This window comes from Pedobacter planticolens, from assembly GCF_014172375.1.
Lineage (GTDB): Bacteria > Bacteroidota > Bacteroidia > Sphingobacteriales > Sphingobacteriaceae > Pedobacter > Pedobacter planticolens.
Map to the genome: position 1 here is coordinate 2,000,132 of NZ_WNXD01000001.1, position 13,255 is coordinate 2,013,386.

Below are 13,255 nucleotides of genomic sequence, written 5' to 3' on the forward strand. Positions count from 1 at the left end.
TCACAAATATTAACTTTGAGCAATGCCGATATTTAATCCAACTCCTCTTAATCTTCCACATCATCCTTTTAAAATTACCCAAAGGGATGATTTGTATTTTATTTTTGATGAGATACGGAAAAAGCATTTGGTTTTAACTCCTGAAGAATGGGTGAGGCAACATTTTATTCGTTATTTAATTAAAGAGAAAAATTTCCCTGCTTCTTTATTACAGATTGAAGGGGGATTGAGTTTAAATCAAACCAGAAAACGTAGTGATATTTTGGTGTATGATAAGTTGGGCGAAAAAATAATGGTGATTGAATGTAAGGCGCCATCGGTTGCTATTACTCAAGCTACTTTTGATCAGGCTGCTCGATATAATTCGGTTTACAAAGCGAGATGGTTGGCAGTGACCAATGGTTTACAACATTATTATGCGCAAATAGATCATACCAATGGGAAGTTTTTGTTTGTAGAGGAATTGCCAGATTATAAGTTTCTTTAGTTGGGAAGTTTTTAGTCCGAAAGTCCGTGAAGAGATAGTTTTAGTTTTTTAAAGGCCATTTGACAGGCTAGTTATTAGAATGATATTTAGAGATTCTTCGCTGCGCTCTGAATGACAAATTAGTTTTATAAAAAAGTCCTTCGACAAGCTCAGGATGACAAGCGTACCCTGAATGGCAAGTATATTTTGAATGATGAGTTTCTTTTATGTTTTATCTTCGGACTTTTCTGACTTCCCGACTTTCCCGACTCTCTTTTAAGAATATTCAGCTTTCCAGAATTGAGTTTTGTTGGTATAAATTGCTTCATTACTCATAGCTACACAAATTGCGGCTTGTGTACCTGTATTTATATTTGAAACTGGAGTTTTGTTTTCTGTAATCGCTTTATAAAATTCTTCTAAGGCATAGATAGTTCCGTCTTTTGTGGGTTTATCTAAAATCGGGATACCGCCATCGGTATTTACCACAATTTTTGTAGCACCAGTTACCCCATCTACAATTCCTAATTGTTTGGCTGTTTCCTTTTCAGGATAAAAAATTCCGGTATTAGGTAATAAATTAACAGAACCTTTTGTACCTTTTATTTTAAATAGATAACCATCGTGTGCATTACCGCATGTCGCACCGAAATTTCCAATCATCCCTGCATTTTTATAGCGCAAAGTAGCTTGTATATTATCATAAGTTTCTCTGCCATCCTTAAAAATATCTATTCCGCCAGTACCTATAATTTCATCAGGTTGTGTTTCGAAAGCCCAATTAATAAAATCTATTTGATGCGATAATAGTTCTGCTGCTAATCCGCCAGAATATTCTTTGTACATCCGCCAGTTAATTTGCCTTTCTAAACTAGGATTTGGCACGGCTCTACGCCAATTTCCATTGCGATCCCAACGGCAATCTATCTGAGAAACTTTACCTAAATATCCACTTTGTACCATTTCCTTAACTTTAAAATACAAAGGCGAATAACGGTACTGATAACCAACCTGAAAAACTTGCTTAGGATATTGTTTAACTAATTTTCGAAGTGCTAAAGCTTGGTCAATGTTGTAGGTCATTGTTTTTTCTACATACACATGTTTGCCAGCTAAAACTGCATCTTTTGCAATTTTAAAATGTTCGCTTAACGGTGTTGCAATAAATACAGCATCAATCTTTTTATCGTCTAAAATTTTTCTGTACTCTTTTACGGCAACGGCCGATGAAGGCACATATTTTTTAGCTTCTTCTAGCCTGAAATCAAGTAAATCGCAAAATGCAACGATGTTAAATTTATCGCTCATTTTCTGAATTACCGACAGCACACCTTTACCCCTATCTCCGCAGCCAATCATAGCCACATTAATAGGTGCTAAAGTCATGCTGGCAAAAATATTTTCGGCCATCAACATACTCGAACCAAGCAAAGCTGATTTTTTAACAAAGGAACGACGTTGCATTATAAAGTCTTAATTTTTATGGTTCTAAAACTTACTTTATTTCCGTGATCTTGTAACAGCAAATGACCTTTTACAGCTTCACCAAAGTTTTTCCAGTCTTTATATTTACTAATTGCGACTAATTTTTTAAACTCTTCAGAACCTCTGGTATATTCCAAAACTTTAACTCCATTTAAATAATGTTCTACTTTATTGTTTGGATAAACTACTAACCTTCCGTTATTCCAACTACCGATTGGTCTTAAATAGCGAGCTTCTTTTTTTGCAGTTAGTAAATCATATAATGATGCTAAAGTTCTATTTCCATCACGACCTAATTTCGCATCTGGATGTCTTTCATCATCTAATACTTGATATTCTAAGCCAATTGCAGAACCCGTATTTTTCTCAGATAGTGTTACAAAGTACTTCACACCACTATTCGCACCTTCGCTTAATTTAAACTCGAACGATAAATCGAATGCTGCATATTCTTCTTTGGTTACAATATCGCCACCATTAGTAGATTCTGCTCCGTTTGAAGGTAATACGGTTAATTGCCCATTAGAAATATCCCATCCTTTTGCTGGAAATGTAGTTTTGTAGGCGCCAACCCAACCTGCATTTGTTTTTCCATCGAATAATAATTTATACCCATTTGCTTTTTCGTATGCAGATAATGTATTTGGAGTTAAATTAACAGTATATATTCCTTTTGGAAAAGCTTGTGGTTTTAAGTTTTCTGTTTGAATATTGATGTTTTTGAAATATACTTTTTTACCATCTAATTTCAGATTTGAACCAATTCCATGCACCTGTAAACCAATAAAACCAGTTTTATCTAAGGTATCAATTACGTATGCTACTGGAATTCCGTTAACCCAAGTTTTGGTTTCGTTCCCAATACATTCTATTTTGTAGTGATTAAATTCTTCTGATTTATATGCAGATTTTGCAGCGGTATTTAACTCCAAAGGATAAAGCCAAAGTCTTCTTGCTTCATCATAAATTCCACCAGTCCATGCTCTTGCCGTTGGATCTATTTCAACTTGTCTGCCAAACACCTTGCCTTTTCCATTATTACCCGCAGCATCAAAATGACTGCGAGTTTGTATGCCAGAATTGGTTTCAGTTCCTTCTAGTTTTACATCTAGTTCCAAGATAAAGTCGCCGTACTCCTTTTCTGTTACCAAAAATGAGTTTGGAGATCCTTTAGTCATTGTTCCTATAATTGTACCATTTTCTATTGCATAAGGCGCTGAACCTACAATAGCTTTCCAGCCTTTTAAGGTTTTTCCATCGAATAATGGTTTACCTTTTTGGGCATTGGCAACTGATAAAAAGCTAATAAGTGAGAGGGTTAAAAGGCAAGTTTTTTTAGCGTAACTGAACATAATTTATTTAGGTTGATTTTATTTGGAGATTCTTCGCTTCGCTCTGAATGACAAAGCCTCTCAATGATGATTTAATTAATATTTGAATATTTTTCCGCCAGCCATTACTTCTTGTAATTTTTCATCGAATGTGGCTTTTGCACCAGTATGAACCGCGGCATTTGTCATGATATTTGCAATAGAGTGTGCGTAACCAGCTTCTACTGGTGCATTCGGTGTTTTTCTACTTCGCACACATTCCATCCAATTACGCATGTGACCAGAGGTTAAGGCATCGCCTCCCATATTGGCAGCAGTTTCAATTTTAATTGCCCTTTTAGAAAGATCGAATGGCTCTAGTAGGTTTGGTTTCATACCCATTGCGGCAGCTTCTCTTACTCCTAATCCACCTTTTGGTGATACTTTATTAGTCATTAAGTTTAATTCGCCTCCATTTGAATAGTACACTTCGCCAACATCACCCACACTATTTTGCATTCTCGAAGTGAACGTTACTTGAAATCCATCGCTTCCATTTGGCTGACCATAATCAAATACGGCTACCATTGAATCCCAATTCTTGCGACCATCTTTCCAAGTGTAAATTCCGCCATTAGCAACCACACTTCTCGGATGTTTTAATTTGGTAAACCAGTGTACGGTATCAATTTGATGCGACATCCATTGCCCTGGCATACCCGAAGAATATGGCCAAAACAATCTATACTCTAAATATTTTCTTGGATCGTAAGTATCTGCAGGGCGATTAACTAAAAAGCGTTTCCAATCGATATCTTCTTGTTTGAGTTTAGCAACTAAATCTGGTCTACGCCATCTGCCTGGCTGATTAACATTCCAAACTAAATCTACTGCTGTAATTGCCCCAAATTTACCATCTTGAATATACTGAGCAGCATTTGCATAATTTTCTCCACTTCTACGTTGCGAACCAATTTGAACAATTTTATTGCTTTCTTTAACCGCTTTTAAGGCTGCTTTTGCATCTGCCATTGTTTCGGCAAAAGGTTTTTCGATATACGCGTCACATCCAGCTTTTACAGCTTCAATGGTATGCATAGCATGTTGAAAATCAGCTGTGCTTACAATAACTGCGTCCAAATCTTTCATAGCATAAAGCTCGTCGTTGTTTCTACACGCTTTAATATCGTGACCCATTTTTTCTTTTAGATGGGCGATACCTAAATCTCTACGGTAATTCCATAAATCTGAAAGGCCAACAATATCAAAATTGAGCTCTTTATTATGGTTTTGAAAACATGGAAAAAGTGTGTCTTTAAATCGATCCGAGAAACCGACTACACCGACTCTAACTCGATCGTTAGCACCAATAATTCTGCTGTAACTTTTTGCGCTGCTTGTTAACGTACCGGCATAAGTAGCCGCGGCAAGTATAGTCGACTGTTTAATGAATTTTCTTCTCGAATTTTCCATGAAGTAAAGTTTAATAGTTTCTTTTCGGGTAATTTTTGATTTCTTGTTATAGTGATATATCTATCTAGAATTAAGTCTAATCATTATTTCATAAATACTTCATTAATTTGTTTAGTGAGGAATTTAAATGATAATTCAGCATCTGATGGTTTAGTGAAACCTGCTTCAATAAATAATGGACCTTTATAATTCGCTTCTTTTAATGCTCGCAAATATGGTCTAAAATCATCACCTTGAACACCTGGTAATGTCCTCTTTTCCGTTTCCGCAATTTCGCAGTGAATCAGTATTTTTTTTGCATCAACAATGCTTTGAGGTAATTCTCCTTCGCATCGCATGTGATAAATATCAGCATTAAGCCCGAAACTGGGGTTATTAACTCTCTTAACAACTTCTGCAGTAGCTTTTAAGGAGGTTAAAAAATTAGTCTCCTTACTTTGTAAATTCTCAAGTGCTATTTTAATTTTATGTTTTTGTGCCAAAACGGCTAATTTTTTACATAAAGCGACAAAGTCTGATTCTGCTTTTTGCACATCATAACCTTCGGGGATTCTTCTTGATGTACCACTACCTAAAACAAGCAATTCAACCCCAGCTTGCGCTGCTCTCAAAAAAACACTATCAGCATAGGCTAAAACATTTTTTTCATTTACATCTGGACCAGCTATTTTCATTTTACCTGGAAACAGCACATTACATAAATAAATCTTGCATTTAGCTGCTTTTATTCGTTCAATATTTTGTCTAAATTTCTCTTCTGTTAAAGAGGGAGAAATGAGTGCATTAACAGACCCACCGTTCAATTTAAAACCAGCAGCATGCACTAAGCTATCCCGTTCTAGTGAGGCAATTATACCAAGTTGTATGTATGTTTTTTGTTGAGATTGAAACCCAAACGATACAATTACAGATACTATGGTTAAAGTAATGAAGGCTTTTGCATTCATAATATAGATAAATTTTATAGAGAGTAATTAATTCACAATCATAAAATCAACTATATTTAATTTTCTAGTACAATCCATTTCAGAACTACAATTAGGTGATTGAAAGATTTATTATTTGGTTAGATTAATTCGATTAACCCATATCCAATAATATGATTTTTTACTCAAAAACCGTAGCTCTTACTGTAAAATTTTTACGCAATCGTTTCGAAATGAATTAGAACGGCTTAAAGTCAGTATCCGTTTTCAGTATATTTATTAAATTGAGCTATTAAATTATTTAATTTCTTTAGGCGAAATATTCCAGAAAGTATATTTTCCTAAAGTATAAATTGGTTTTTCTACTTCATGAGAAAACTTCACATCTGCTCGTTTGCCTTGTTTAAAAAGCATTCCTTTTAATATATATTTTTTATCAACAGTTAAACTAGCAGCTTGATCAGCAGGCATAATACCTCTAATTTCTAACTCTAAATCATTCAAAAGCGATTCTTTAGGTCTTGCAGTATCTTTAAAATTTTTAAATACTCCAATTTTTACAGGTTGATCGCTTACAACTGTATCAGATATTGTGGTAAGCTGTAAAGGGAACTCAGTTAAAAAATTAGGTTCATTACTGAGATTAATCATTTTATGCTTAAACTTTTCTGTAATATCAGCTTCTGTAGCATCTTTAGTCCAATCGGGATTAAGTGCAATAAAATCACTTACTTCTTTTTCAGTAAAAATTTTAGAATCAAAACCTTTAGGTTTTTCAGAACAGGCAAGTAATACAACTGCCATTACAAAATACATTAACTTTCTCATTGGTTTCTTTGCTATTATGGTTAATTCAATACCGCTATTTTATTATTTGAAAGAACAGGTTTTAACTTTTTGATCTGCATTGGATAAACGCCTAAAACATAAATTGAACCATCAGATTTTTTATAATAATTTACATCTTTACGTTTGCCTTGTTTATAAATCAATGCCTTAAGGTAATATTTCCCTCCCAATACCAAGCCTTTCGCTTCATAATCAAATTGGAAAATTCCATTTATTCTTAATTCCATTCGGTTCAAAAGAGAATTTTTATCTCGAAGAGCATCTGTATACGTTTCAAATGTTGCTATTTTAAAATTTTGTGTTCCCATTACTGTATCGCGGATATTTGTTGCTTGCAAAGGAAAATCTACCAAAAAATCTATGTTATTACTTAAACCCTTAATTTCTCTTTGAAATTTATCAAGAGCTTCGGCATATTTAACACTATCCTCACTATTTAACTCAGGATTTTTATTTACATAGTCAATTAAACTCTTTTCTGTAAAAATCTTCGATTGATAGGTAATTTGTTCAACTTCAGTCTTTTGTTCGCTAATACATCCTAAAAGGATACCAAACAGTGCAATAAATAGAATAACTCCTTTTATCTTCATTTTGAATTATCCTTCTAAAGTCTCTAAACTTTCGGTTATAATTTTAATTTTCGATTCTGCATCAGCCTTTTTATTACGCTCATTGGTAATAATTTCTGGTTTTGCATTTTGCACAAAACGTTCATTACTTAATTTCGCATCAACAGATTTCAAGAAACCTTGTAAATATTCCAGTTCTTTCGTTAAACGTTCTTTCTCTGCATCTAAATCTACATTTTCGTTTAAAACGATGAAAAACTCATCATTTCCTATCATAAAACTAGCCGCACCTGCAATTTTATCGTTTACTAATTCTACCTCACTAATATTTGCCAATTTAAATACGCTATTAATCCATTTTTCGTAATCTAAACTGGAATTCACCTTTATACTTAATGGCAAAGCATCTTTCGGAGATATTTGACGTGTATTTCTCACATTCCTAATTTCAGAAATCAATTCTTTAATCAGTTCTGCTTCTTTTAACAATTGTTCATCAGCTTTGCCAATTGTTGGATAATTTGCAACAATACAACAGTCCATTTCTGCACGCTCGCCAAACAACTCATCATGGTACAATTCTTCAGTTAAGAAAGGCATAAACGGATGCAATAATTTCAAGATTTGCTCAAAATATTGAATAGTTATTTTCTTGGTTGCCGCATCTATTGGATGTTGATAAGCAGGTTTAACCATTTCTAAATACCACGCACAGAAATCATCCCATACCAATTTATAAGTCGCCATTAAAGCTTCAGATAAACGATATTGTTTAAAGTTGGCTTCAATTTCAGCTAATGCTTCATTAAAGCGGTTTTCAAACCAACTAATTGCTTGTTGATTAGGATTTTCTAAGTTTTCATCAACTTCCCATCCTTTAACCAAACGGAAAGCATTCCATATTTTATTGGCAAAGTTTCTTCCTTGTTCGCAATACGATTCATCAAACATTAAATCGTTGCCAGCAGGCGATGACATTAACATTCCCACTCTAACTCCATCAGCTCCATATTTTTCAATTAACCCAATTGGATCTGGAGAATTCCCTAAAGATTTAGACATTTTTCTGCCTAATTTATCGCGAACAATTCCTGTTAAATACACATTTGTAAATGGTTTTTTACCCATAAACTCATGCCCAGCCATAATCATTCGAGCTACCCAGAAGAATAAAATTTCTGGTGCAGTTACTAAATCATTGGTTGGATAGTAATAATTAATGTCTTTATTATCAGGATTTTTAAAACCATCGAAAACAGAAATTGGCCACAACCATGAGGAGAACCAAGTATCCATTACATCATCATCTTGTCTTACAAAAGCAGCTAATTGATGTTTAAAACCTATTTTTTCTGTATCAGAACACGTTTGATCTAAGCATTTCTTTTTCCAAAACTCTTCTAAAGCTTCGTCTTTAGTTTTTGCAACTACCCAATTTCCTTTATCGTCATACCAAGCCGGAATACGTTGTCCCCACCATAATTGACGAGAAATATTCCAATCGCGAACATTTTCCATCCAATGGCGATAGGTATTTTCGAATTTATTCGGAATTAAGTTTACTTCTCCATTTAAAACATCATCCAAAGCTGGTTGTGCCATCTCTTTCATCTTCACAAACCATTGCATAGAAAGCTTTGGTTCTATAGCTGCATCGGTACGTTCAGAGAAACCAACTTGAGATTTATAATCCTCAATTTTCTCTAAATGCCCAGCTTCTTCAAGCATTTTAGCGATTTTTTTACGAGCTACAAAACGATCTTCACCAACCAAAATAACGGCTAACTCGTTTAAAGTTCCATCATCGTTTAAAATATCTGTAACTGGTAGTTTATGCTTAACACCTAACTCATAATCGTTCAAATCATGCGCTGGCGTAACTTTTAAACAGCCTGTACCAAATTCAATATCTACATATTCATCTTCAATAACCGGAATTTCATGATTAACCAAAGGCACGAAAACTTTTTTGCCTTTTAAATGTCTAAAACGTTCGTCATTTGGGTTGATACAAATCGCCGCATCAGCCATAATGGTTTCTGGACGAGTGGTAGCAATTGTTAAAAACTCATCAGTCGTTCCTGCAATTAAATACTTGATGTAATATAATTTCTGATTTACTTCTTTACGGATAACTTCTTCATCAGAGACTGCAGTTTTACCAGCAGGATCCCAATTTACCATACGAATACCGCGATAAATCCAGCCTTTTTTGTACAAATGGATAAACGAATCAATTACCGCTTCCGATAAATCATCTTCCATGGTAAAACGCGTTCTATCCCAATCGCAACTTGCACCTAATTTCTTTAATTGTTCTAAAATAATGCCCCCATATTTCTCTTTCCATTCCCAAGCATATTTTAAAAATTCCTCACGAGAAATATCCTTTTTATTAATTCCTCTTTCCTTCAGCATTGCTACAACTTTCGCTTCCGTAGCAATAGATGCATGGTCAGTTCCAGGAACCCAACATGCATTTTTGCCTTGCATACGAGCTTTACGAATCAATACATCCTGAATGGTATTGTTTAGCATGTGCCCCATGTGCAACACGCCAGTAACATTTGGTGGCGGAATTACGATGGTGTAAGGCTCACGCTCATCAGGCTCAGAATGAAAAAACTTTTTATCAAGCCAATAGCTATACCATTTATCTTCGGTTTCTGTAGGATTGTATTTAGTAGATATGCTCATTTATATGGTCGTGTCGAATTTAGGTGGTAAAAATACGTTTTTAGGCGCAAAAGACCAAAGCAGAAAGGTTATACATTTTACAATTCCCCTCTCATAGAATTGCTTTGTGAACTAAAGTCTACCAAGCTTTGCACCATTCCCGCAAAAGTGAGAATCTTAATACTTTTTTGCTTTTCAACAGCTTTACAATATCCAATTATTTGATTTAAAAAGGAAGCTAAAAATCAAATCGAAACAATAACTTTTGTTAAGGTCTTCTTTAGGTCTTGTTCGAGAAAAGTAGGGTTTTCTCGAAGGTGTCTCGAACAAGACCTTAACAAGACCTTAACAAGACCTTAACAAGTACACAACAAACAGCCATTAATATTAGTCCAGTACTTCATTATAGTCCATAATGAATCCATGTAACTATAGGAAGGGTTATTTCCATTGTGGTTGGATTTAGAAAACTTAGGAAATTAAAGACAATAAGTTCTAAAACCTTAATCCTTCTTCATTCCCTAATGTTAAAGTTATAAACCTTCAAAAACATCATCCAAGTTTAATACAAACCCTGGCAAAACTGATGAAGTGATTTTTTCGCTTAATGTGAATATTTTAGAAGGTCGAAATTTACCATCATTATCCAACGTATAAATTAAAATACTCTGGTCACTTTGGCTAACTACCCAATATTCTTTAACACCAAACTCTTCGTAAACTTTGTATTTATTTAAAAGTTCTTTTTTGTTATTCCCTGGCGATAAAATTTCTACAACTAAATCCGGCGCACCGATACAACCTTTATCGTCTAATTTACTTAAATCACAAACAACACAAATATCTGGCTGTAAAACTGTAAACACATCCTTGTCGGCTTTACTTTTTGTAGGAAAACGAACATCAAATGGAGCACCATAAACTTTACAAGGTTTATTTTCAAGGAAATTTCCAATTCTTCTAAAAATCTTTCCAAAAACCTCTTGGTGAACTCTTGAAGGTGCGGGACTCATTTTAAAAATTTTACCTTTAATTAACTCCACTCTTTCATCAAAAAGCCAGTTCAAATAATGAGCATAGCTATAAGTTAATGATTCGTCTATTTCGTTAAAAGTATAAACTTTCTTTTCAGTTAAATCTGGGTATGTTTTTTCGGTAGTCATTATACCAAATATACTAATTTAGACACAGATAAGGAGTTAAACATTAAGGAATTAAGAAAGACTAAGAATTTAATTTAGCGAGAACAACTCTGTAAACAAAGTAGACACGGATTAACTTAATTTAACTTCAATTCTTACTATTAAAAATCTTAAAATTTCATTTTCTGAATTCTTATTGCATTTAAAATCGCTAAAAACGCCACACCAACATCTGCAAAAACTGCTTCCCACATGGTGGCTAAACCGCCAGCGCCTAAAATTAAAACCACAGCTTTTACAGCAAATGCAAGCGTAATATTTTGATAAACAACTCGCTTAGTCGCTTTACCAATTTTGATAGCAGTCACAATTCTACTTGGCTGGTCATTTTGAATAACAACATCAGCCGTTTCTATCGCAACATCACTACCCATTGCCCCCATTGCCATTCCTAAATCACTTAATGCTAAAACTGGTGCATCATTTATTCCATCACCAACAAAAGCAACTACACGGGTTTTATCCTTTTTAATTTCCTCTAATCGAGCTACTTTATCTTCGGGTAGTAAATCTCCATGCGCCACATCAATTCCTAGCATTTTTGCAATCTTTTGAGTAATGGCAGTTTTATCTCCACTCAACATAACAACCTGATTAACGCCATTTTTGTGCAATTCATGGACAGCTTGTTTAGCATCTGATTTTACTTCATCAGTAATAGTTACATAACCTGCATATTTATCATCCACAGCTAATAAAACTATAGTTTCAACTTCTTCATCAACAACTGTTGGATAATCTATTTTAAGCTTTTTAAATAATTTAGTATTCCCAGCGACTATTTTTTGATTTTCAATTACAGCTGTTAACCCATGACCTGTGATTTCTTTTACCTCGTTTACTTTTAGTAATTTTTTATCGCCATGATGGCTTACAATAGCTTTAGCAATTGGATGCGTAGATTGGCTTTCTATCGATGCAAGTAAAATCATAAACTTTGCTTCTTCAATTTCAGATTTTATGGCTGAAACTTTAAAAACACCATGAGTTAGCGTACCAGTTTTATCTAATACAACGGTATTGATTTTGGTAATTACATCTAAAAAATTAGATCCTTTAAATAAAATTCCATTGGCAGATGCAGCCCCAATTCCTCCAAAATATCCCAATGGGATAGAAATAACCAAAGCGCAAGGACAAGAAATAACCAAAAATACCAAAGCACGGTATAGCCATGTTTGAAAGTGATAATCTGCGACTATAAAGTAGGGAAATACCACTAATGCAACAGCTAAAAAGAAAACAATTGGTGTATAAATTTTAGCAAACTTTCTAATAAACAACTCTGTTTTCGCTTTGCGTGAAGTTGCCGATTGTACCATTTCTAAAATTCGAGATAAAGCACTATCTGCAAATTTCTTTGTTACTTTTAGTGTGATAACTTGATCTAAATTGAGCATCCCAGCTAATACAGTTTCACCTTTTCTGAAAGTTTTCGGCGTACTCTCGCCAGTTAGGGCCGCAGTATTAAAACTTGCGCTGTCATTTATCAATTCACCATCTAATGGAGCTTTTTCTCCTGCTTTTAATTGAATTGTTTCTCCAATCTCAACTGTTTCTGGCTTTACAATTTCATATTTTTCTTTTCTAAATACATTAGCAGTATCTGGTCTAACATCTAATAAAGCTTTTATATTTCTTTTCGCACCCTCAACCGCAGCACCTTGAAACAACTCTCCCACCGTATAAAATAGCATTACCGCAACTGCTTCAGGATATTCTCCCAAAGCCAATGCCCCAATAGTTGCCAAAGCCATTAATAAAAATTCCGTGAAAATTTCTCCTTTAGCTATAGTTTGAATTGCTTCTTTAATAACTGGATAAGCAACTGGTATATAAGCAACTACATACCATGCAATCCGGATATAATTCGTGAAAAAATCCACCTTAAAATAATCTAATGCGATTGCAATAAGTAATAAAACTAAACTGAAAATTGCAGGTAAATAGGTTTTAAAAGCAGAAGCATCTCCATGGTCGTGATCGTGGTCATCTCCATGTTCATGTTGATGAGAATGATTGTGACTACAGCAGCTATCTATTTCTTTATTATGTTGATGTTTTTCTTTTTCCATTTTATTTAGAATAATTCAAAATTACGTAATTATTAAGCACAAGGCACATTTTTTAGGTTGATTTTTCTGCCTTGCACAATAAAAAGTGTTAAAATATGTTAATATTAATATAAATCGCAAATCATGAAATCGTTTAGATTATCAATATTTAATGGCGACATTTTCCGCAAAATTGGTTTAAGCAGAATCTATTACTGGTTTAACAAGTAATATTTCTATTA

General features: G+C 34.1%; 10 protein-coding genes. 1 reads left to right on the forward strand and 9 read right to left on the reverse strand.

Annotated features, from left to right (window positions below):
• The first annotated feature begins 22 nt into the window (after positions 1–22).
• Positions 23–487 carry a type I restriction enzyme HsdR N-terminal domain-containing protein gene (locus tag GM921_RS08195; protein ID WP_182922107.1) on the forward strand — a complete coding sequence of 155 codons (465 nt, stop codon included), beginning with the start codon at positions 23–25 and terminating at the stop codon, positions 485–487.
• 255 nt (positions 488–742) lie between these two features.
• Here the strand turns inward: GM921_RS08195 and GM921_RS08200 are convergent, their stop codons facing one another.
• The 9 genes from GM921_RS08200 to GM921_RS08240 form a co-directional block, all read right to left on the reverse strand.
• Complete coding sequence (locus GM921_RS08200) at positions 743–1,930, reverse strand: Gfo/Idh/MocA family protein (protein WP_182922108.1); 1,188 nt, start codon at positions 1,928–1,930, stop codon at positions 743–745.
• On the reverse strand, positions 1,930–3,303 hold the full coding sequence (locus tag GM921_RS08205) for a 3-keto-disaccharide hydrolase (RefSeq protein WP_182922109.1): 1,374 nt from the start codon (positions 3,301–3,303) through the stop codon (positions 1,930–1,932). The genes GM921_RS08200 and GM921_RS08205 overlap by 1 nt, the downstream gene beginning before the upstream one ends.
• Before the next feature lie 75 nt (positions 3,304–3,378).
• Positions 3,379–4,734 (reverse strand): Gfo/Idh/MocA family protein, encoded by a 1,356-nt coding sequence (locus GM921_RS08210; RefSeq protein ID WP_182922110.1) that lies wholly within the window; start codon positions 4,732–4,734, stop codon positions 3,379–3,381.
• 83 nt (positions 4,735–4,817) lie between these two features.
• On the reverse strand, positions 4,818–5,681 hold the full coding sequence (locus GM921_RS08215) for a sugar phosphate isomerase/epimerase family protein (RefSeq protein ID WP_182922111.1): 864 nt from the start codon (positions 5,679–5,681) through the stop codon (positions 4,818–4,820).
• Between the two features lie 276 nt (positions 5,682–5,957).
• On the reverse strand, positions 5,958–6,488 hold the full coding sequence (locus GM921_RS08220) for a hypothetical protein (RefSeq protein WP_182922112.1): 531 nt from the start codon (positions 6,486–6,488) through the stop codon (positions 5,958–5,960).
• 20 nt (positions 6,489–6,508) lie between these two features.
• Positions 6,509–7,102 carry a hypothetical protein gene (locus GM921_RS08225; RefSeq protein WP_182922113.1) on the reverse strand — a complete coding sequence of 198 codons (594 nt, stop codon included), beginning with the start codon at positions 7,100–7,102 and terminating at the stop codon, positions 6,509–6,511.
• Positions 7,103–7,108: 6 nt separating this feature from the next.
• The gene (locus GM921_RS08230; protein ID WP_182922114.1) at positions 7,109–9,778 is read right to left on the reverse strand and encodes a valine--tRNA ligase; all 2,670 of its coding nucleotides are present in this window, start codon (positions 9,776–9,778) and stop codon (positions 7,109–7,111) included.
• A gap of 512 nt (positions 9,779–10,290) precedes the next feature.
• Entirely contained in the window at positions 10,291–10,920 is a 630-nt protein-coding gene (locus tag GM921_RS08235) for a Uma2 family endonuclease (RefSeq protein WP_182922115.1), read from the reverse strand.
• A gap of 149 nt (positions 10,921–11,069) precedes the next feature.
• Entirely contained in the window at positions 11,070–13,034 is a 1,965-nt protein-coding gene (locus GM921_RS08240; protein WP_182922116.1) for a heavy metal translocating P-type ATPase, read from the reverse strand.
• Positions 13,035–13,255: the final 221 nt, after the last annotated feature.